Annotated in this window: 19 protein-coding genes and 1 pseudogene; 12 read left to right on the top strand and 8 right to left on the bottom strand. The window is 69.8% G+C overall.

The annotated features are described in order from the left end of the window. The 4 genes and pseudogenes from R6V09_RS20455 to R6V09_RS20440 all read left to right on the top strand — a co-directional run. The coding region (locus tag R6V09_RS20455; protein ID WP_317882856.1) for a hypothetical protein at window positions 1-264 on the top strand (264 nt) is incomplete at its 5' end. Between the two features lie 147 nt (window positions 265-411). Continuing rightward, entirely contained in the window at window positions 412-2097 is a 1686-nt protein-coding gene (locus R6V09_RS20450; RefSeq protein WP_317882855.1) for a TIGR04141 family sporadically distributed protein, read from the top strand. A gap of 61 nt (window positions 2098-2158) precedes the next feature. Beyond that, window positions 2159-2419 (top strand): annotated as a pseudogene (locus R6V09_RS20445) (hypothetical protein); the annotation flags it as partial. Window positions 2420-2477: 58 nt separating this feature from the next. After that, entirely contained in the window at window positions 2478-3185 is a 708-nt protein-coding gene (locus R6V09_RS20440) for an HAD-IA family hydrolase (RefSeq protein ID WP_317882854.1), read from the top strand. Here R6V09_RS20440 and R6V09_RS20435 read toward each other — a convergent pair. From R6V09_RS20435 to clpB, 3 genes are all read right to left on the bottom strand, one after another. Continuing rightward, window positions 3138-3587, bottom strand: a complete 450-nt coding sequence (locus R6V09_RS20435) for a GNAT family N-acetyltransferase (RefSeq protein ID WP_317882853.1) — start codon at window positions 3585-3587, stop codon at window positions 3138-3140. The genes R6V09_RS20440 and R6V09_RS20435 overlap by 48 nt on opposite strands. 179 nt (window positions 3588-3766) lie before the next feature. Further along, window positions 3767-4297, bottom strand: coding sequence for a YbjN domain-containing protein (locus R6V09_RS20430; protein WP_019070391.1), 531 nt, complete (start codon window positions 4295-4297; stop codon window positions 3767-3769). 125 nt (window positions 4298-4422) lie between these two features. After that, window positions 4423-7020, bottom strand: coding sequence for an ATP-dependent chaperone ClpB (clpB, locus tag R6V09_RS20425; protein WP_317882852.1), 2598 nt, complete (start codon window positions 7018-7020; stop codon window positions 4423-4425). A gap of 121 nt (window positions 7021-7141) precedes the next feature. Between clpB and R6V09_RS20420 the strand changes: the two genes are divergently transcribed. Beyond that, window positions 7142-7555 (top strand): pyridoxamine 5'-phosphate oxidase family protein, encoded by a 414-nt coding sequence (locus R6V09_RS20420; protein WP_317882851.1) that lies wholly within the window; start codon window positions 7142-7144, stop codon window positions 7553-7555. Window positions 7556-7696: 141 nt separating this feature from the next. On the opposite strand, the gene R6V09_RS20415 is transcribed toward R6V09_RS20420, so the two are convergent. After that, the gene (locus R6V09_RS20415) at window positions 7697-8032 is read right to left on the bottom strand and encodes a hypothetical protein (RefSeq protein WP_317882850.1); all 336 of its coding nucleotides are present in this window, start codon (window positions 8030-8032) and stop codon (window positions 7697-7699) included. Between the two features lie 303 nt (window positions 8033-8335). On the opposite strand from R6V09_RS20415, the gene R6V09_RS20405 reads away from it, so the two are divergent. Both R6V09_RS20405 and R6V09_RS20400 read left to right on the top strand, forming a co-directional pair. Next, window positions 8336-9373 (top strand): helix-turn-helix transcriptional regulator, encoded by a 1038-nt coding sequence (locus R6V09_RS20405; RefSeq protein WP_442810093.1) that lies wholly within the window; start codon window positions 8336-8338, stop codon window positions 9371-9373. Then, complete coding sequence (locus R6V09_RS20400) at window positions 9370-10353, top strand: helix-turn-helix transcriptional regulator (RefSeq protein WP_317882848.1); 984 nt, start codon at window positions 9370-9372, stop codon at window positions 10351-10353. The genes R6V09_RS20405 and R6V09_RS20400 overlap by 4 nt, the downstream gene beginning before the upstream one ends. Here the strand turns inward: R6V09_RS20400 and R6V09_RS20395 are convergent. Continuing rightward, a complete protein-coding gene (locus R6V09_RS20395; RefSeq protein WP_317882847.1) occupies window positions 10316-11377 on the bottom strand; it encodes a helix-turn-helix transcriptional regulator in 1062 nt (353 codons plus the stop codon). The two genes, R6V09_RS20400 and R6V09_RS20395, sit on opposite strands and share 38 nt — an antisense overlap. Before the next feature lie 262 nt (window positions 11378-11639). Between R6V09_RS20395 and R6V09_RS20390 the strand changes: the two genes are divergently transcribed. From R6V09_RS20390 to R6V09_RS20370, 5 genes are all read left to right on the top strand, one after another. Next, window positions 11640-13187, top strand: coding sequence for a circularly permuted type 2 ATP-grasp protein (locus R6V09_RS20390; RefSeq protein WP_317882846.1), 1548 nt, complete (start codon window positions 11640-11642; stop codon window positions 13185-13187). Continuing rightward, window positions 13184-14116 (top strand): alpha-E domain-containing protein, encoded by a 933-nt coding sequence (locus R6V09_RS20385; protein WP_317882845.1) that lies wholly within the window; start codon window positions 13184-13186, stop codon window positions 14114-14116. The genes R6V09_RS20390 and R6V09_RS20385 overlap by 4 nt, the downstream gene beginning before the upstream one ends. 1 nt (window position 14117) lies before the next feature. Next, the gene (locus R6V09_RS20380; protein ID WP_317882844.1) at window positions 14118-14960 is read left to right on the top strand and encodes a transglutaminase family protein; all 843 of its coding nucleotides are present in this window, start codon (window positions 14118-14120) and stop codon (window positions 14958-14960) included. Between the two features lie 96 nt (window positions 14961-15056). Next, window positions 15057-15446, top strand: coding sequence for an effector-associated constant component EACC1 (locus R6V09_RS20375; RefSeq protein ID WP_317882843.1), 390 nt, complete (start codon window positions 15057-15059; stop codon window positions 15444-15446). A 2-nt stretch (window positions 15447-15448) separates the two neighbouring features. Further along, on the top strand, window positions 15449-17518 hold the full coding sequence (locus R6V09_RS20370; protein WP_317882842.1) for a caspase, EACC1-associated type: 2070 nt from the start codon (window positions 15449-15451) through the stop codon (window positions 17516-17518). Window positions 17519-17525: 7 nt separating this feature from the next. Here the strand turns inward: R6V09_RS20370 and R6V09_RS20365 are convergent, their stop codons facing one another. The 3 genes from R6V09_RS20365 to R6V09_RS20355 form a co-directional block, all read right to left on the bottom strand. After that, a complete protein-coding gene (locus R6V09_RS20365; RefSeq protein WP_317882841.1) occupies window positions 17526-18632 on the bottom strand; it encodes a sugar ABC transporter substrate-binding protein in 1107 nt (368 codons plus the stop codon). 283 nt (window positions 18633-18915) lie between these two features. Next, window positions 18916-19365 carry a heat shock protein transcriptional repressor HspR gene (locus R6V09_RS20360; RefSeq protein ID WP_317882840.1) on the bottom strand — a complete coding sequence of 150 codons (450 nt, stop codon included), beginning with the start codon at window positions 19363-19365 and terminating at the stop codon, window positions 18916-18918. A 5-nt stretch (window positions 19366-19370) separates the two neighbouring features. After that, the coding region (locus R6V09_RS20355) for a DnaJ C-terminal domain-containing protein (protein WP_317882839.1) at window positions 19371-20214 on the bottom strand (844 nt) is incomplete at its 5' end.

The following is a 20214-nucleotide window of genomic DNA, read 5'->3' as shown; positions in this document are numbered from 1 at the left end:
CTGCGCGCCACGCTGGAGGGCGCGGTCGTCGCACGCCTCACCGCTCATGGCGCGCCCCGCACGATCCGTGAGGGCTCCATGCGGGCCGCACTCCTGTGGCTTCGCGGCTGCGCCGAACCGGGGACCGCCCGCCGGGCGAAGGCCGCGTGGAGCCAGCTCTGCCTCGGCTGCCACTACCACCAGTACGAGATCGGCCCCACGGAGGACCAGGTACGCGTGTGGCGCACCGAAGTCGCCGCGATCGTCGCGCTGTTGGCCCGCTGATCACGACGCGGCCGACGCCACCGTTGGCCGGGCAACAAGGGAGGCGGGCCCCGATCCGCTGCGGCGCGAGGCCGCCGCCAGGAGAACAAGCACATGAGAACGACACCACGAGGGCGGTTATCGCCACCGCGCACAAGGAGCGGCACCATGGCAACCCGTACGTCCAAGCGCACCCTTTACCGGCTCAGGGGCGTCACGCCCACCGTCGACGCGATGTTCGACGCCCTGGACCCGAACCAACTGGAGCGGGTCCAGGCAGATTTCGACTTCCCCGAGAACCTCGGTGCACCGGCGGTCCTGGTCACCGGCAGCTTCGAGCAGCCCGTCGCGAGCTGGTGCGACGAGATCTTCCGTACGACGGGCATCGAGGTGTCGCGGCCGGTCAACCGCTCGGCCGGGCTGCTGATGCTCGCCGTCGACGGCGAGGTGTACGCCATCGGCTATGACCAAGGCTTCCGTCTGGTCCCTGACCGGCTCAAGGACCACCGTTTCGGGCTGAGCTTCGCGTCCCGCCGGGTGGACCCCGCGAAGATCCGAGACCTGGTGTCGCACACCCCGGGCGGAGGGCGCACCGACATCACCCTGATCCCGGGCGGCGCCTCGGTGTGGAGCCTGGGCATCGTCGAGCACGCCCAGATCGTGCGCCGCCTCGGCGGCCATCTCGACGACATGCTGCTCACCATCTCCCGTGACAACCCGGCCAGGATCTCCAGCGCCGAGGGAGGTGCTGGCCTGCGCTTGCGGCTCGGCGTGGAAGGCGCGGACCTCATCGCCGACATCCGCGCGATCGCGCGCGTGCTCCGCGAGGAGAAGGCGAGCCCGGAGCTGGAGTTCGTCGAGCACGTCGTACCCGTAGACGATCCCGGCCTCCTCACCCGCCTGGAAGCCGTCCTCGACGATCTCCTGGGCAATGAGCCCGGTGGAAGCATCAGTGCCGCCGTTCCCGCCGATCACTGGGACGACTACACGGCCACACGGGCGTTCAGGGCCAGGATCAAGAGCGACGAGGTGGGCCGCGCGACCGACGACTTCGACCTCGAATACGTCCTCTGCCGGGCCCGCGTCCAGCAGGCCGGCAGCCGTGTGACCGCACTCCGGGAGGGAACTGTCACCCTTTATCGGCATAGTCGCACCGACCGGGCCGACGAAATCTGGACGTCCAGCGCACTCCGGTGGATCGAGGCGGAGGTTTCCCTCGACTCCCACCGGTTCTTCCTGATGGACGAGGACTGGTACGAGATCGACCAGCAGTACCTGAAGACGATCCGCTCGCACGCCGAGCGGCTGATCACCGACTCCCCGTCCGTCGACCTGCCCCCGTGGGTCCTCGGCGAGATGGAACGCACCTACAACGCGTCCGTCCCGGACCAGCGGCCCGGGTACGCCTGCTTCGACCGCGACAACGTCCAGACCGCGCTGCACCGCGGGAACGGCGTGGAGATCTGCGATCTGCTGAGCCCGGACAACGCCTTGATCATGGTGAAGCGGGCTAAGGGATCCGACGCGCTGAGCCATCTCTTCAGCCAGGCGCTCGTCGCCGTACAGACTCTGCGGAACTCCCCCGAGGGGAGGGAACGGTTCGCCGAGAAGGTGCTCGCGGCCCGGAAGGGGCGCGGCCTGCCGGAAGGCTTCCGGCCTTCGAAGGTCGTCTTCGCGATCCTGCTGAAGGACGGGGCCGATCTCACCGCCGATACACTGTTCCCGTTCTCTCAGGTCACCTTGGTGCAGACGGCAAGAACGCTCGAAGCGTGGGGTGTTCAGGTCGAGGTCGTCGGTATCTCCTCCACTCCACCGGCCGTCGTCCCAACTGGGATCCGGTGGTTGGTGGCGTAGCCGCCGCGCACCGCGACATTGCATCGGTTTGTCTCAAGGCCACGTGGTGTGCGAAGGAGACGTCGGCTGGCTGACAGGCGCTCCCGGGCTGATCGCGGTAGTGCGGTCGGTCAAGCAGTTCCCGACGTACGTGTTGTCCCGCAGTGGCGAAGGCTTCGCCTTCTGCCGCGCGCTGCCCGAGCGCGCCGGGGTCGTCGCCATTCCGAACGCCGTCTTCTACGACCACTGGGAGGCCGGGGCGCCGTTCGTGCGGTTCGCGTTCTGCAAGAGGGTGGGTGTGCTGGAGGAAGCGGTGGGCCGGCTGAAGTCGCTGGCGGGCTGAGCTGCGGAAGGGGCGACGCGCTGAGCCCCCGCTCCGGCCGGGAGGGCATGATCGAGGGGTGATCAGTGAACTCGGGCGGTCCGGCGTGGTGAAGTACGTCCTGTTCGACGTCGACGGCACGTTGATCGACGCCGTGGCCAACCAGCGCCTGGTGTGGCGGACTTGGGCGGAGCGGTACGGGCTGGACCCCGACGAGGTCCACCAAGTGGCCCTGCGGACAAGGCCGATGGAGACCTTCGCGCGGGTCGCTCCGGACCGGGATCCCCAGGAGTGCCTGGCCGCTCTGCACGAGCTGGAGGACGACGACGTCCGCTCCGGCGTCTATTCGGCCTACGACGGCGCCTCGGAACTGCTGAGCGCCCTGCACCCCGGGGCCTGGGCCCTGGTGACCTCCAACTACGAGCACCGGGTGCGCGGGCGCTTCGCGCGGACCGGGCTGCCGGTGCCGGAGGTACTGGTGGACGCTGCCGCCGTCGAGGAGGGCAAGCCGTCGCCGGTGCCGTATCTGCGGGCCGCGGCGCGGCTCGGCGCCGCGCCGGAGGACTGTCTCGTCGTCGAGGACGCCCCGTCCGGAGTGCGGTCCGGGCTGCGCGCCGGAATGACGGTGTGGGGCGTGAACAGCCCCGTGGCGGTGGACGGCGTGCACCGCCACTTCGGCAGCCTGCGCGCGGCGGTCCGCGACATCCTCGCCTTCGCCTCCGGCAGCCCGTCATCCGGCTCAGGAGAGCCGGAGGTCTATCCAGGGGATGTTCTCCCCGGGCAGTAGATACCGCTCGGTCTCGACGAAGCCGTGCCTCAGCGCGAACCTGAGCCCGTCCTCGTTGGAGGACAGGACGACGGTCTCGATCACTTCGGCGCCCAGCTCACGGGCACGGTCGAGCCCGCGGGCGTAGAGCTCCTGGCCGAACCCCCGCCCGCGGTGAGGCGCGAGCACGCGGGCGATGACGGTGGCCGTCAGCGTTTCGTCCGTCGGCGGGCGGACCGTGCTGCAGCCCACGAGTTCGCCGTCTCCATCGTTGAGGTAGGCGATCTCCAGGTGGTGGCGCTGGGCGCGTTCCCGTACGTCGTCCAGAGAGAGGGTGTGGGTAGCGATGATCACGTTGTGGACGTGCTGCCAGTCTTTCAACGTGGCGTCGTCGTCCGGCTGCTGAAAGCGAAGGCCAGGCATCCCGGCAGCGAACCCGAAGACCTCATGGACGTCAACTCAGTTGATCACCCGCATCTCCATCCGCGACGGCGAGAGCCCGGTCCCCGCACGCGACGGTGTTGTTCGCGTACCGGGCCGGGCTCTCGCTCACACAGGCAATACGGGTAATACAGGCAATCCAGGCAATACGGGACCGAGGACTACTCCTCGTCGTCCTCCGGCTTCTCCGTGGCCTCGTCGACTTCCTCGGTGAGGCCGAGCTGCTCGACGAGCCAGCGGTCGAACTCGATGGCGGCGCGTACCCAGCTGACCGTCGAGGAGACGAAGTGGTTCAGGTCGACGCCGGTGCCGATCAGCATCTGCGCCTCGCCGATCAGACGGACGGTGCCGTCGTCGTGCGTGTGGCTGTAGACCTTGGGCCACAGGGTGCGGCGGTTCCAGTCGTCGATGGACTCCAGCAGCTGCGGCTTGGAGTCGATCTCGTGGGGACGGTCGTAGAACGTCCGCACCGAGAAGACGAGCTGGTCGTCCTCGCCGCGGAACATGAAGTACGTACGGAACTGCTCCCACGGCGCCGCGAGGTCACCCTCGTCGTCGACGACATACTTCAGCTCCATCTGGTCGAGGAGCTGCTTCACGAGGTCCTGATCCGGGACGACGGGGCCCGCCGGTCCTTGCTGCGGCTCGGGCTGGCCCCCGAAGTTCGGAATCGAGGACGGGTCGATGCTCACCGTGTATTTCCCTTCGTACGGATTCCGCCATCCTCCCCCATCCGGGGAGGGGCGTGGCAACCCCTGCCGGGACTGTCGACCGTGGGCCGACCTGATCCGGTCGGCCCACGGTCCTACGGTGCCACCTACAGCGTCTTCCCCGTCGCCGGCCCCACGATCAGCCCGTCCCCGAACGCGTCCACCCGTACCGTGTCGCCGTCCTTGACCTCGCCCGCCAGGATCTCCTTGGCGAGGCGGTCGCCGATCGCGGTCTGGACGAGCCGTCGCAGGGGTCGCGCGCCGTACGCCGGGTCGTTGCCGTTGTCCGCGAGCCAGGTCAGGGCCTCGTCGGTGATCTCCAGGGTCAGGCGGCGTTCCGCGAGGCGCTTGGCCAGGCGGCCGATCTGAAGCGCCGCGATACGGCCCAGTTCCTCCCTGTTCAGGGCGGAGAAGACCACCAGGTCGTCCAGCCGGTTCAGGAACTCCGGCTTGAAGGAGGACCGGACCACCTGCAGGACCTGTGCCTTCTTCTCGTCCTCACCCGTGACCGGGTCGATCAGGAAGTTGCTGCCGAGGTTGGACGTGAGGATCAGGATCGTGTTGCGGAAGTCGACCGTGCGGCCCTGGCCGTCGGTGAGGCGGCCGTCGTCCAGCACCTGGAGCAGGACGTCGAACACCTCCGGGTGCGCCTTCTCGACCTCGTCCAGCAGGATCACCGAGTACGGGCGCCTGCGCACCGCCTCCGTGAGCTGGCCGCCCTCCTCGTAGCCGACGTAGCCGGGAGGCGCACCGAGCAGCCGGGCCACGCTGTGCTTCTCGCCGTACTCCGACATGTCGATGCGGACCATGGCCCGTTCGTCGTCGAAGAGGAAGTCGGCGAGGGCCTTCGCCAGCTCCGTCTTGCCCACGCCCGTCGGGCCGAGGAAGAGGAAGGAGCCGGTGGGGCGGTCCGGGTCCGCGATGCCGGCGCGGGTGCGCCGTACCGCGTCGGAGACCGCCTGTACGGCCTCCTGCTGGCCGATGAGCCGGCGGCCCAACTCCTCCTCCATGCGCAGGAGTTTCTGGGTCTCGCCCTCCAGGAGGCGGCCTGCGGGGATGCCGGTCCAGGAACCCACCACGTCCGCGATGTCGTCGGGGCCGACCTCCTCCTTCACCATCGTGTCCTTGGAGGCTTCTTCCTCGGCCTCCGAGGCTTCCTCCAAGTCCCGTTCCAGGGAGGGGATCTCGCCGTAGAGCAGCTTGGACGCGGTGTCGAAGTCGCCGTCGCGCTGGGCGCGTTCGGCCTGGCCGCGGAGTTCGTCGAGCTTCTCCTTCAGCTCGCCGACCATGTTCAGGGACTGTTTCTCCTTCTCCCAGCGGGCGTTGAGGCCGCGCAGTTCCTCCTCGCGGTCGGCGAGGTCGCGGCGCAGCTTCTCCAGGCGTTCGATGGAAGCCGCGTCCGTCTCCTTGTCGAGTGCCAGCTCCTCCATCTTCAACCGGTCGACGGAGCGCTGGAGTTCGTCGATCTCGACGGGGGACGAGTCGATCTCCATGCGGAGGCGGGAGGCCGCCTCGTCGACGAGGTCGATCGCCTTGTCGGGGAGGAAGCGGGAGGTGATGTAGCGGTCGGAGAGGGTGGCGGCGGCGACCAGTGCGCTGTCCGCGATGACGACCTTGTGGTGTGCCTCGTAGCGGCCCTTCAGGCCGCGCAGGATCGCGATCGTGTCCTCGACGCTCGGCTCCGCGACCAGCACCTGCTGGAAGCGGCGCTCCAGCGCCGGGTCCTTCTCGATGCGCTCGCGGTACTCGTCCAGGGTCGTCGCGCCGACCATGCGGAGTTCGCCGCGGGCGAGCATCGGCTTCAGCATGTTGCCTGCGTCCATCGAGGAGTCGCCGCCGGCGCCCGCGCCCACGACGGTGTGCAGCTCGTCGATGAAGGTGATGACCTGGCCGTCGGAGTCCTTGATCTCGGCGAGGACGGTCTTGAGCCGCTCCTCGAACTCGCCCCGGTACTTCGCGCCCGCGACCATCGCGCCGAGGTCGAGGGAGACCAGCCGCTTGTTCTTGAGGGACTCCGGCACGTCCCCCTTGACGATCCGCTGTGCCAGCCCCTCGACGACGGCGGTCTTGCCGACGCCGGGCTCGCCGATGAGGACGGGGTTGTTCTTGGTGCGGCGGGACAGCACCTGGACGACCCGCCGGATCTCCTGGTCCCGCCCGATGACGGGGTCGAGCTTGCCCTCGCGCGCGGCGGCCGTGAAGTCCGTACCGAACTTCTCCAGCGCCTTGTACTGCCCCTCGGGGTCGGGTGTGGTCACCCGGCGCCCTCCCCTGCTCTTCTGGAACGCGTCCAGCAGCTTCTTCGCACTGGCCCCCTGCTGGGAGAGTACGTCCCCGGCCGCACCGCCCTTCGCGGCGATCCCGATCAGCAGGTGCTCGGTCGAGAGGTACTCGTCGCCGAGCTCCTTCGCGCGCTCGTCGGCGTCCGCGAGCACCGCGAGCAGCTCACGGCTGGGCTGCGGGGGCGCGACGGTCGACCCGGTCACGCTGGGCAGCGAACCGAGCACCCGCTCGGCCCCGGACCGTACGGCGGCCTGGTCGGCTTCGACGGCGGCCAGCAGGTCGGTGATGTTCTCGTTGTCCTCCCCCGCGAGCAGCGAGAGAAGCAGGTGCGCCGGGGTCAGATCGGCGTGCCCCCCGGTGACGGCGCGGCTGCTGGCCGCGTTGATCGCTTCCCGGCTCCTGTTGGTCAGCTCGGCGTCCACGTTCCGGTACTCCTCCTCCTACGGCCTTCGTGCACGGACTGACTCGGCCAACGTGCACAAAGTTGAGTCTATTCCACTCAAGGCAGTGGCGGGGAGGATCGGGGGACTAAGTTCCGGGACCATGGCCTCACATCCGGTCGACCCGGGCGATCCCGACCCGTCGTACCTCACCTTCTGGCAGGAACGACACCTGTGCACCCTCACGACCCCGCGCCCCGACGGCGGCCCGCATGTGGTTCCTGTCGGAGTGACATACGACCCCGGGGCGCGGCTGGCTCGGGTCATCGCGAACAAGTCGAGCAGGAAGGTGGCGAACGTGCTGGCCGCCGGCCCGCCCGGGGCTCGGGTCGCCGTGTGCCAGGTGGACGGGCGGCGCTGGGCGACGCTGGAGGGCCGGGCCTTCGTACGCACCGAGCCCGACCGGGTCGCGGAGGCGGAGCGCCGGTACGCCGGGCGCTACGGGCGGACGCCGTCGCCGAACCCGTCCCGGGTGGTGATCGAGATCGAGCTGACGCGGGCACTGGGGAAGGGCTGAAGCGATCACTTCAGGCCACTGCGGCCGGGTCCATACCCTGATATTTCGCCCAAACTGCAGCGGCGTCACCGTGTTCAGGTCACGGTGACGCCGCTGCGGGGGGAAGCACCTGAGCGATCTTGTTACGACGGGGGAATCGCGTCAGGCACTGCGGGGGGTGGCTGAGATGGTCTGGACGTCGGGGGCATCCGTTTCCATCAGCCGGTGGTCTCGCTGGTCAAGATTCACAAAGATCATTCCGTACCGGATGGCACATCGCACGGGCTGCGGCGCCCCCCGGGGCCGTCGCAGACACCGGTACGCCCGTACGTCCTCGTCCTCGTCGCGCGTCACTACCACCGGCTCGCCGAACACCGTCACCATGAGCGAGTCACCGCTGTGGGGGATGGCGGTGGCCAGATCGATGAAGTGCCAGCCGGAGCGGTAGGCCGTGGCCATTTCGCGTCGGAAGGACCGGTCGTCAGGAGGTGTCGTCATGTCAAGACCATTGGGTGTCGCCAGGCAGGGCCACGACGAGGACGTCATCACTGACGGCTCCGTCGGCCCGCACCGACGACCACTGGGTGTCTCCGGCTCGCGTGTCGCTCTTCGCACCAGAGAGGCCACTCAGCGTTCCGAAGGCCACAACGGCGGAGAAGGCGGCGACAAGCACCGAGCGAAGCATTCTCTTACGCATAGTTGGCTTCGTCCTCACTTGAAGGTCCCCTCTTCCCCCGTCTGATAAGACGATGGCTCATTCAGGCACGTCATGACCACACAATGAGTGCATCATGTTCCTGCATGTTCAGGACCCTGGGGGGTGGAGATTTGACGACAAATCCGACAGAAGCGACACATCCCCACACGATCGCTGAACTGTGTGAGGAGGGAAGGCGGGTATATGCCAACGCCTTGCGCACAGGACGCGTCGCCCGCGCGGACGTGGAGGCAGCTCCCTGTCTGATGGAGTTCGCCCTCCTGCACGCCGATCCCGACGACGAGAACTGGCTCCGGCCGGTGCCCCCCTCGGTGGCACTGTCCCTGCGGCTCAACCCGCTCGAACGCGAGATCTCCGAGCGCAGACGCACCTCCATGGAGCTGGCCGAGATCTTCGAGCCGTTCATGATGCTCACCGCCCAGGGCTCCTCGCCCGAGCACTCGATCACCGTGCTGGAGGGCCTCGACCGCATCAACGGCGCCCTCGACCTGGCCACCGACCAGTGCCGCAACGAAGTACTGACGGTCCAGCCGAGCGTCCGCCACCCCGAACGCCGGATCATGGAAGGCCTGGAACGCGACAAGACCCTCACCGACCGCGGCGTGCGGATCCGGACCCTGTACCAGCACACCGCCCGGTACATCCCGGAGCGGCTGGCCTACGTGGACCAGTTCGCCAACGGCAAGGTGGAGTACCGCACCATCGACGAGCTGGTCGAGCGCCTCGTCATCTGTGACGAGACAGTCGCCTTCATCCCCATCCGCGACGACCGGCAGGTCGCCCTGGAGCTGCGCCACCCCGGCCTCGTGAGCTACCTGATCAAGGTCTTCGAGTTCATGTGGAGCCGCGCGGTCCCGCTGAGCGCAGGCAGCCCCTACGAGACCGCCCCCGACGGCATCACCGACATCCAGCACTCCATCGCCAAGCTCCTCGTCGAGGGCCATGTCGACGAGGCGATCGCCCGCCGGCTGGGCATGAACGTACGGACCTGCCGGGCCCACATCGCCAAGCTCGCCACGGCACTGGGCAGCGGCAGCCGCGCCCAGCTCGGCTTCCTCATAGCTCAGTCGGGGATCCTGCAGCAGGACGAGCCGACGCAGGAGGGAGACAGCGGGCCGTGACCGAGGCGCACACGCACGGAGTGGAGGAGCTGTGCGCGGAGGGGCTGAGCCTGTACGCCCGCGCGCTGCGCGAGGAGCGCGTCCCGGCCGGGGACGCCGAGAGCGCGCGCTGCCTGCTCGATCTCGGTCTTGTGCACCCCGACGTGGAGGATCCCCGCTGGCTGCGCCCGGTCGCGCCCGGTTCGGTGCTGCACCGGCTGCTGCGGAGGTCGGCGGAGCGCATCGCGGACGAGCGGCGCCGGGAGGACCGCCTGGAGACCGTCTTCGAACCGCTGATGCGGATCGCCGGCCACGGCCCCGGAACGGAACGCGTCCCCACCGTCGAGGTGCTGAGCGGGCTCGACCGGATCGGCTCCGCCATCACCCACGCCATGGCCGCCACCTCAGGCGAAGTCCTCACCATCCAGCCGCACATCACGCACACCACCTATACGGCCCTCTCCTTCCACGCCGAGGCACTGGAGCGCGACCAGGCCCTGCTGGACCGCGGCGGCCGGCTCCGCACGCTCTACCAGCACACCCTGCGCCACGCCCCGTCCGTCCTCGCGCGCTACGAGCGGCTGCACGGCGACGTCGCGGCCCGCACCCTGGACGAGATCCCGGACCGCCTCATCGTCGTCGACCGCACCGTGGCCTTCCTGCCCGCCAACGAGGACCGCACCCTCGCGCTGGAGGTCCGCCACCCCTCCCTGGTCGCCTTCTGCGCCACGGTCTTCGACCGGCTGTGGCACCTGGCCACCCCGATGTACCCGGAGACGGTCCAACGCCCCTCGCTGAACGGCGTCAGCCCGCGCCAGCGCGCCATCGCGAGCCTGCTCGTGGAGGGGCACACCGACGCCGTGCTGGCCGACCGCCTCGGCATGAACATCCGTACCGTCCGGGTCCACATCGCCAAGCTCGCCGCCACCCTCGGCAGCGAGAGCCGGGCCCAACTCGGCTACCTCATAGCGCGGTCGGGGATTCTTGATCCGCCGGGCTGAGCCGGGCGGGCGGCACGTCCGGCATCCGTGACGCGGCACCGTCCAGGCCCACCTGGGCGATACGGACGCCGAGCTGGGTACGGCTGGCCGCGCCGAGCGTCTCCGACAGCCGGGCGATGTGGGCGCGGCAGGTGCGGACGCTTATGCCGAGCCGTTCCGCGATCACCGCGTCCTGGTGGCCCTCCGCGAGCAGGGCCGCGATGGACTGTTCGCGGTGGGAGATGCCCTCGATGCCGGTGTCGGGCAGGGGGGCGGCGACGGGGATCGCGAGGCGCCACAGGCGGTCGAAGACCGTGACGAAGTAGTCGATCAGCGCCGGGTGGCGCAGTTCCAGCGCCATGGTGTGGTCGGCGTTCGCGGGGATGAAGGCGACCGTGCGGTCGAAGAGGATGAGGCGGTCGACGACCTCGTCGAGGGTGCGTGCCTCGACCGCGTCGCCCATCAACTCCAGGTAGTTCAGCAGGCCTTGGCCGTGCCGGGCGACATGGGTGTACAGGTCGCGCATCCGTACCCCGCGCGAGCGCAGGGCCAGGGCGCGGTGCAGGCCCTCGGTGAGTTCCGGTTCGCGGCGGATGCCGCCGGGCTGGACGGTGAGGACCTCACCGGTGCAGGCCTCGGTCGCGTCGTCCATCGCCGCCTGGATACGGGCGAGGCCGTCCAGGACGCGGATCGCGGCGCCCTCCAGGGCCCCGGAGGCCGGCGCGGAGGTCTGGATACGGCGGCCGAGACCGGCGTACCGCTCGAAGGCCTCGACGGCCGAGCCCACCCGCCGGTGGCTCTCGCTGACCTCGTCGTAGACCCCGCGCAGCAGCCGGGTCATGACCTCCTGCGGGGAGGTCGGCACCAGCCAGTCCATGTCGTCGGGGTCGGGGTGGAGGAGGGCGAGCTCCAGCAGACACGGCACCGGCTCGGCGTCCGTGCGCGGCACCCGGCCCCGCCGTACGGCCCGGGAGTACACGAGGTCCCCGGCGTCGCAGAGCCGGTCAGCACCGTGTGGATGCTCGTCCGTCCCGTGCCCGGCCATCGCCCATCCCACCCCCGGTTCCCGGCTCTTTGCAGCGCAACTATGCGCGGACCCGACCTGCTCCGCAACACGGCTCCCGCTCGAACAGGCCCCGAAAACAACCTATTTCTCTCACTATCTCCCCACCTCCGCGCGTTACCTTGCAACAAGCTGGGGGGTACCGGGCCACGGCCGCCGGCCGCTTCGCCGTATCACTTTCCGCGTGAGCTGCCGGAAATCACTCAGAGATCGTCGCGTTACGTACCGCCTCTAACGTCCCCTCATGGCGGACATATTTGACGCATACGCATTGGCCGATGCGTGGGACGAGATGTTTGTGCGGCCGGGTGAGGTCAGAACCGCCTACGAGCCGGTACTGGCGGCACTCCAACCGATCGAGCCGAGTGAACTGCGCTTCCGCGCGGACCAGATGGCCCGCGCGTTCACCGACCGAGGGGTCACCTACGCCTTCGCGGGCGAGGAACGGCCCTGGCCACTGGACCTGGTGCCGAGGATCATCGACGCGCTGGAGTGGGATCTCATCCAGCGCGGGGTGGCGCAGAGAGTGCGGGCCCTGGAGGCCTATCTCTCCGACGCCTACTCGCACTGCCGCGCCTTCGAGGACGGGGTGGTGCCCTGGCGGCTGCTCCTCAACTCGGCTCATTTCCATCGGGCCGCGCAGGGCGTCGAGCCACCGGGCGGGGTCCGCATCCATGTCGCCGGCATCGACCTCGTCCGGGACGAGGCCGGGGACCTGCGGGTGCTGGAGGACAACGTGCGGGTCCCCAGCGGGGTGTCGTACGTCATCGAGAACCGCAGAGCCATGACGCGGATCTTCCCCTCCCTCTTCGCCGAGCAGCACGTGGTCCCCGTCGACGGGTACGCGCAGAAGCTGCTCGCCGCGCTGCGGGCCGCCGCGCCCGCGGGCACCCAGGATCCGCGCGTCGTGGTCCTCACCCCGGGGCCGGGGAACGCCGCCTACTTCGAACACGCCCTGCTCGCCCGGCTGATGGGCGTGCAGTTGGTGGTGGGGCACGACCTGACGTGCCGCAACAACCGGGTGTGGATGCGGACCACGCGCGGCGAGGTGCCCGTGCATGTCGTATACCGGCGCCTCGACGACGACTTCCTCGACCCGCTGCACTTCCGCCCCGACTCGGTGATCGGCTGCCCGGGCATCATGAACGCCGCCCAGGCCGGGAACGTCACACTCGCGAACGCGGTCGGCAACGGCATCGCGGACGACAAACTCCTCTACACCTACGTCCCCGACCTCATCCGCTACTACCTCTCCGAGGAACCGATTCTCCCCAACGTGGAGTCGTACCGCCCCGACGAGCCGGGCCAGTTGGAGGCGGTCCTCGACCAGATCGACCAGCTGGTCGTGAAGCCCGTCGACGGCGCCGGCGGCATGGGCATCGTCATCGGCCCCAAGGCAGACGCGAAGACCCTCGAACGCACTCGCAAAGCCGTCGCCGCCGACCCGCGCGGCTGGATCGCCCAGCGCCCCGTCGCCCTGTCCACCTCCCCCACCCTCGCGGGTGAACGCATGGCACCCCGCCACATCGACCTGCGCCCGTTCGCCGTGAACGACGGCACCGACGTCTGGGTACTCCCCGGCGGCCTCACCCGCGTCGCCCTCCAGGAGGGCAACCTGATCGTCAACTCCAGCCAGGGCGGCGGCTCCAAGGACACCTGGGTGCTCGCCGAGGGCCCCGCCGAACAGCCCGAGCCGCTGACCCCGGACGGCGGACTGCCCGAGGTGGCACCCCGCCAGCTCGGCCCCGACGGCAACCCCATGGTCGTACAGGAAGGGGCGCAGCAGCAGTGAACGACGTGATCCTCTCCCGGATAGCCGAGGCCCTGACGTGGACGGGCCGTTACGTCGAGCGCGCCGACACCACCGGGCGCATCCTCGACGCCTACCTCCACCGCATGCTGGAGGACCCCTGGCGCGACGAGGACGTCGCCTGCCGGTCGCTGTACGCGATCCTTGGGGTCGACGCGGGCGGCGAACGCGTCGACATGCAGCAGGTGTTGGACCAGCTCGCCTTCGACGCCCGCTCGACCTGTTCCATCGAGGGCGCCCTCGGTGCCGCCCGCCTCAACGCCCGCAGCGCCCGGGAGGCCGTCTCCTCGGAGATGTGGGAGTGCCTCAACTCCACCTGGCACGCGCTGGCCGACCAACGCCTCGCGGCCCGCCGCACGGGCCCCTACGCCTATCTCGAACTCGTGCGCAGACGCGCCGCGTTGTTCTTCGGCCTCGCCGACTCCACGATGAGTCGCGACGACAGCTGGCGTTTCGTCGTCCTGGGCCGGAGCCTTGAACGGGTGGACATGACCGTACGGCTGCTGTCGGTACGGGTGTTGGACGCCGCGCACGCACCCGACTGGACGACGCTGCTCAGCGCGAGCGGCGCCGACGAGGCGTACGCGCGCGTGTACGGCGGTTTCGGGGACACTCCGAGAGTGGCCGAATTCCTGCTCCTGGACCGGGACTTCCCGCGTTCGGCGCTGCACGCGCTGACCACCGCCGAGGAGTGCCTCACCGCGCTCGGCCGCCAGCGCCAGGACCCCGCGCGCCGCCCCATCGGCCGGCTGCGCACCCGTCTCGAATACCTGGACTCGCACGCCCTGGAAGAACAACTGCCCGCCCTCCTCAAGGACTTGCAGCACGCCTGCATGGACTCGGCGGAGGCCGTCGCGGAACTGTTCTTCCCGTACCAGGGGCCCGTCGAGTGGGCCCAGGAAGGAGCCTGAGATGACCCGTAGGCTTCGCATCCGCCACACCACCCGCGTGTCGTACGCCCAGGCGGCCGTGTCCTCCCACAACGAGGTCCGGATGACACCGCTCACGCTGCCCGGCCAGACCACGCTGGACGCGCGCGTGACCGTCAACCCGACGACGCCGACCTGGTCGTACTGGGACTACTGGGGCACCCAGGTCACCGGCTTCGACCTGATGGACCCGCACGCGGACCTCACGATCACCGCGTCGAGCCTCGTCGAGACGTCCCCGCCGGAGCTGCTCGGCCCCTCCCCCGCCTGGCAGGAGGTGACCGAACGGACCACAAACTCCCGCCTGTTGGAGTTCACCGGCCCCACGGTCCGTACGACGGTCCCGCCCAAGCTCCTGAAGAAGGCGCGCAAGGCGGCCGTAGGACTCGATCCGCACGAGACGGCGGTGGCGGTCTCCGCGCTGGTCGCCGACCGGGTGGCGTACCTCCCCGGCGTCACCGGCGTGAACACCTCCGCCGCCGAGGCCTGGGAGCAGGGCGCCGGTGTCTGCCAGGACATCGCGCACGTCACCATCGCCCTGCTGCGGGGCCTGGGCCTGCCCACGCGCTACGTCTCCGGCTATCTCCACCCCGAGCGGGAGGCGGAGCTGCACCGCCCGGTGGCCGGGCAGAGCCACGCCTGGGTCGAGTACTGGGCGGGCGACTGGTGCGGCTACGACCCCACCAACCGGACCCGCCCCGACGAGTCCCATGTGGTCGTCGGACGCGGGCGCGACTACGACGACGTGACCCCGCACAAGGGGATCTACCGGGGTGTGGCCGGCGGGCCGCCGGAGGTGACGGTGGAGTTCACGCGGGTGGCGTGACGCGCGCCAAGTGTGCGGTGCTTGTTCCGACTTCGTGGAAATTCCCCCGGCCGGCGCCCCGAGTCACCACACTTGGGTACACGGGGGAGGTGTGCCATGGACGTACTGCTGGGACTGGCTCCGGACGGCGCCGCGGACCAGGAGGAGGCGGAGCGGTTCGTGGGCCGACTGCGGGCCGAGCTCCGCGGGCTCGACATCGACGCGATGCGCGTGCACGCGTCGATGTCCGACGCCGTGCCGCCCGCGGGGGCGAAGGCCGTCGACCCGGTGACCGTCGGGGCCGTGGTGCTGGCCCTGAGCGCCTCCGGCGGGGTCCTGCCCACGCTCGTCGAGACCCTGCGGGACTGGCTCGGCCGGCAGTCCGCCCGGCACCGCGTCTCGGTCACGATCGACGGCGACACCATCGAACTGGAGCGGGCGTCCGCCGACGAACGCCGGGAACTGGTCGACGCGTTCGTCCGCCGCCACGGATCGGACGCCGAGTAGCCGTGGGACGGAAACTGGCCCTCCTGATCGCCAACTACACCTACGAGGACGAGGGGTTGCGCCGGCTGACCGCGCCCGCGCACGACGCGCAGGCGCTCGCCGAGGTGCTGCGCGACCCGGACATCGCCGGGTTCGACGACGTCACCGTCCTGGTCGACGAACCGCACTACCGCATCAGCCAGGTCCTCGGCGAGTTCTGCAAGGACCGCCACCACGACGACCTCATCCTGCTGTACTTCACCGGCCACGGCCTCAAGGACGACGAGGGCGAGCTCCACCTCGCCACGGCCGACACCCGCCGCGACAACCTGCTGGTCACCTCGCTGCACGCCGGCCTGATCGACCGGGTGATGACGGCCTGCATGTCACGCCGGCAGGTACTGATCCTCGACTGCTGCTACAGCGGCGCCTTCCCGGCCGCCCGGCTGGCCAGCAAGGGCGACAGCGACGTGCGGGCCCTGGACAAGTTCCACGGCCGCGGCCGTACGGTGCTCACCGCCTCCGACGCCACCCAGTACTCCTTCGAGGGCGACCGGGTCAACGGCAGCGCCCCGCAGTCCGTCTTCACCCGCCATCTCGTACAGGGCCTGCGCGACGGCGGCGCCGACCTCGACGGCGACGGGGACATCACCCTCGACGAGCTGTACTCCTACGTCCACGACCGGGTCGTGGCCGAACTGCCGCAGCAACGGCCCAAGAAACAGGAGAACGTCGAGGGCCGTATCGTCATCGCCCGGAACGTCAACTGGGCCCTGCCCACACAGATCCAGCTCGCGCTGAGCAGCCCGATCGCCATGGCACGGCTCGGCGCCGTGGAGCCACTCGCCCACCTGCGCCGCTACGGCAACGCGACGGTGCGCCACCGCGCGGAGGAGGAACTCCGACGCCTGACCGAGGACGACAGCCGCAGTGTGTCGAGGGCGGCGACCACGCAACTCGGGGACCGGCCCGCCGTCGAGGCCCCGGCCCCACCGGTTCCCGCCCCAACACCCGCTCCGGTCAAGGCAGTTCCCGCGCCCGCGCCAACTCCGGCCCCCGCCACGGCAGTTCCCCCACTCACACCAACACCCTCCTCCGCCAAGGCAGTTCCTCCGCCCCCCGCGCCCGGCACCCGGTTGTGGAGCTTCCAGACCGACCACTGCGTGCGGTCCACCCCGACCGTGGTGGACGGGGTGGTGTACGTGGGCGACGACGGCGGTTCCCTGCACGCCGTGGACGCGGCCACCGGGGAGCGGAGGTGGAGCCGCGCGCTCGACGCCGGGCCCGTGCGGTCGACCCCGGCGGTCCACGGCGATCTCGTGTACGCCACCGCGGGCCGGACCCTGTACGCGACCGACAAGGGCACCGGACAGGGGCGCTGGGACTTCGCCGAGGGGAGGGTCGGCGTGTCCACGACGGTGGGAGTCGTCGCCGACCGGTTGTGCGTCGGCAACAGCGGCACGCTGTACATGCTGAACGCCGAACACGGCACGGAGCACTGGCACTTCTCCGTCGGCATGACGACGCTCCAGTGGGTCGCGCTGGACGGTCCGTCGGCGATCCTCGGCAACAAGGGCAACCACGTGTACGCCCTGGACGCCCACGCCCGGCGCAAGAAGTGGGGCACCCGCGTCGTCAACAGCCCCGTCTCCGGCCCCTCCGCCCTCTCCGACGGGACCCTCTACGTCGGCAACCAGCGCGGCGAGCTGCACGCCCTCGACACCTCGAACGGGCAGCGGAAGTGGCGCCACGACACCGGCAGCGCCATCCGCTCCGCCCCCACGGTCGCCGACGGCACGGTCTACGTGGGAAACGACGACGAGCGCCTGTACGCCCTCGACGCGGCCACCGGCAAGGTCAAGTGGCGCTTCACTGCCATGGGCCCGGTCCGCACCACCCCGGCCGTCACCGGCACCACCGTCCACTTCGGCAGCGACGACGGCAGCGTCTACGCCGTGGACACCGTCTCCGGCCGGGAGCGCTGGCGCTTTCCGACCGGCGGGCCCGTCGTGTCCTCGCCCGCCGTGGTGGACGGAGTCCTGTACGTGGGCAGCGACGACACCCGGCTGCACGCCATCGTGGCCGCCGACTGACCCCGGCCTACTTCAGGTCGGCCGCCGCGCACGCCGACTTGTACTTGCTGGTGCAGATGTCGGAGATCTTGTAGATCCCGTCCGCGACCACCGTCGACGCGATGTTGTCCTTCGTCAGCGCGACCACGGACACCAGCTGCGAGGGGATCTTCTTGTTGGTGGGGCTGTCCACCGAGTCCCGGGTGAGGGCGTCGAACTCGATGTCCCTGCCCTGGACCTTGGCGACCGCGATCTTCGCGGCGGCCTCCGCCAGGTCGGGGTACGGCTTGTAGACGCTCATGTACTGCTCGCCGGTCACGATCCGCTGCACGGCGGGGAGTTCGGCGTCCTGGCCGGTGATGGGCGGCATCTTCGTCACGCCCGCGTTCTGCAGGGCCTTGATGATGCCGCCGGCCATGGCGTCGTTGGCGGAGTACACCGCGGCGATGTTGTCCTTGCCGAGCTTGTCGATCGCCTTGGTCATCTCCTGCTGGGCCACGACCGGGTCCCAGGCCTTGGTGTCGTAGCTCGCGGCGACCGTCACCTTGCCCTGCAGCTCGGACAGCGCCCCCTGCTTGAACACCCCGGCGTTGGGGTCGGTCGGCGAGCCGTTGATCATGACGACCTTGTCGGAGGTGTCCACGTTGCTGCCCAGCGCCTCGACCAGGGAGCGGCCCTGCACCTCGCCGACCAGTTCGCCGTCGAAGGAGACGTACGCGTCGATCGGCCCCTCGGCCAGGCGGTCGTAGGCGATGACCGGGATGCCCGCGGCCTTGGCCTTCTTCACCATGGGCAGGATGAGGTGCGAGTCGACGGCGTCGAGCACGATGATGTCGACCTTCTGGTCGATCATCTTCTGCATCTGCTTGTCCTGGACGCTCGCGACGCCGCCGGCGTTCTGGTACTCGGACTTGCCCTTCTTGTCGGTGAGTTCACTGACCGTCGACTTGATGATCGGGAAGTCGAACTCCGCGTACCGCGTGTTCGTCTTCTCCGGCATCAGGACGCCCACCGTGATGTCGTTGCCCTTGGCCGGGGTGGCGTCCGAGCTGCTCCCCGACGAGTTGAGCACGCCACAGGCGGCCAGGGGCAGGGCCAGCGAGGACGCGGCCACGGATATGGCGATACGACGCATTGGGTTGCTCACTTCTGGTGCCGTCCGGACGTGGGCGCAGCATTGCAACCCAGGTGACTGAAAAGCCAACGCGGCTGCGACCATCGGCGTCAAGCGGAACTACTTAACGAGATGGCAACATCACGTTCCGTTTGTATGTGGAGACCTTGCGGAATCCCATCCAAACGCTCTTTACCGACCCTCCACTCAACGGGAGTTCATGAGTGGGCAAAGATCACACAACCGTGCAGGGGCCCGGAGGCGGGTGAGCCTCCGGGCCCCTGCACGGTTGTGTGCGCGTGCGTCAGTCCGAGGACTGCCGCTTCGGCCGCCACACCACCAGCGCGCTGGTCTGCTGGACCTCCTGGTACGGGACCAGGTCGCGCCGGTAGGAGGCGTGCACCGCGGCCTCGCGCTGCTGCATCGTCGCCGCCGCGCCCTCGACCGCCGCCTGGAGTTCGGCGACGCGCTGCTGGAGCGCCACGACCTGGTTCTCCAGCTCGATGATGCGCTTGATGCCGGCCAGGTTGATGCCCTCGGTCTGCGACAACTGCTGGACGGTGCGCAGCAGTTCGATGTCGCGGGCCGAGTAGCGCCGGCCGCGCCCGGCCGTGCGGTCCGGGGAGACCAGGCCGAGGCGGTCGTACTGGCGCAGCGTCTGCGGGTGCAGGCCGGAGAGCTGGGCCGCCACCGAGATGACGTAGACCGGGGTCTCCTCGGTCAGCTCGTACGGGTTGCGTCGACGGCCGTCCATCACTCTCATGCTCCCTTCGCGGCCTGGAACAGCTCCGCCCGCGGGTCCTCGCCCGCGGTCGCCTCTCGATACGCCTCAAGTGCGTCACGAGCATTCCCCGTGACGTCCTTGGGGACACTCACCTCGACAGTCACGAGGAGATCGCCCCGGGTGCCGTCCTTGCGGAAGGCGCCCTTGCCGCGGGCCCGCATCGTCCGGCCGTTCGGCGTGCCCGGCGGCAGCTTCAGCGTCACCGGGGGTCCGCCCAGGGTGGGCACCCTGACCTCGCCGCCCAGCGCCGCCTCGGCGAACGTCACCGGGACCGTCACCGTCAGGTTGTCGTCCTTGCGGCCGAACACGGGGTGCGTGTCGACGTGCACCATGACGTACAAGTCGCCCGCGGGACCGCCCCGTTCACCCGGTGCGCCCTTGCCGCGCAGCCGGATGCGCTGGCCGTCCGTGACCCCCGCGGGGATCCGGACCTGCATGGTCCGCGACGACTTGGCACGCCCGCTGCCCTTGCACTCGCCGCACGGGTGCTCGGCGATCAGGCCCCGGCCCTTGCAGTCCGGGCACGGGTCCGTGAGCGAGAAGCCGCCGCCGGAGCCGCGCGCCACCTGTCCGGTACCGACGCAGGTCGGGCACACGCGCGGTGTGCCGTTCTTGTCGCCGGTGCCCGAACAGGCCTTGCAGGGCTGCTGCGAGGACATCCGCAGCGGAACCGTGGCCCCTTCGATGGCCTCCGTGAAGCTGAGCGTGACCTCGGACTCGATGTCCTGGCCGCGCCTCGGCTGGGTACGGGTCGTGCCCGCGCCGCCCCGGTTGAACAGGCCGCCGAACACGTCGCCGATCCCGCCGCCGAAGCCGCCG

It is taken from the genome of Streptomyces sp. W16 (assembly GCF_033194735.1).
GTDB lineage: Bacteria > Actinomycetota > Actinomycetes > Streptomycetales > Streptomycetaceae > Streptomyces.
Note: the sequence above shows the minus strand (reverse complement) of the source record. Positions and strands in the feature narration are given on the sequence as shown.

Excerpts from the sequence above, each read along its gene's own strand:
- R6V09_RS20420 (WP_317882851.1), top strand. The coding sequence starts at position 7,142 with ATGGCCTCACATCCGGTCGACCCGGGCGATCCCGACCCGTCGTACCTC.
- R6V09_RS20415 (WP_317882850.1), bottom strand. The coding sequence starts at position 8,032 with ATGACGACACCTCCTGACGACCGGTCCTTCCGACGCGAAATGGCCACG.
- R6V09_RS20395 (WP_317882847.1), bottom strand. The coding sequence starts at position 11,377 with ATGGCCGGGCACGGGACGGACGAGCATCCACACGGTGCTGACCGGCTC.
- R6V09_RS20380 (WP_317882844.1), top strand. The coding sequence starts at position 14,118 with ATGACCCGTAGGCTTCGCATCCGCCACACCACCCGCGTGTCGTACGCC.
- R6V09_RS20365 (WP_317882841.1), bottom strand. The coding sequence starts at position 18,632 with ATGCGTCGTATCGCCATATCCGTGGCCGCGTCCTCGCTGGCCCTGCCC.
- R6V09_RS20375 (WP_317882843.1), top strand. The coding sequence starts at position 15,057 with ATGGACGTACTGCTGGGACTGGCTCCGGACGGCGCCGCGGACCAGGAG.
- R6V09_RS20450 (WP_317882855.1), top strand. The coding sequence starts at position 412 with ATGGCAACCCGTACGTCCAAGCGCACCCTTTACCGGCTCAGGGGCGTC.
- R6V09_RS20390 (WP_317882846.1), top strand. The coding sequence starts at position 11,640 with ATGGCGGACATATTTGACGCATACGCATTGGCCGATGCGTGGGACGAG.
- R6V09_RS20435 (WP_317882853.1), bottom strand. The coding sequence starts at position 3,587 with ATGCCTGGCCTTCGCTTTCAGCAGCCGGACGACGACGCCACGTTGAAA.
- R6V09_RS20405 (WP_442810093.1), top strand. The coding sequence starts at position 8,336 with ATGTTCAGGACCCTGGGGGGTGGAGATTTGACGACAAATCCGACAGAA.
- R6V09_RS20360 (WP_317882840.1), bottom strand. The coding sequence starts at position 19,365 with ATGGACGGCCGTCGACGCAACCCGTACGAGCTGACCGAGGAGACCCCG.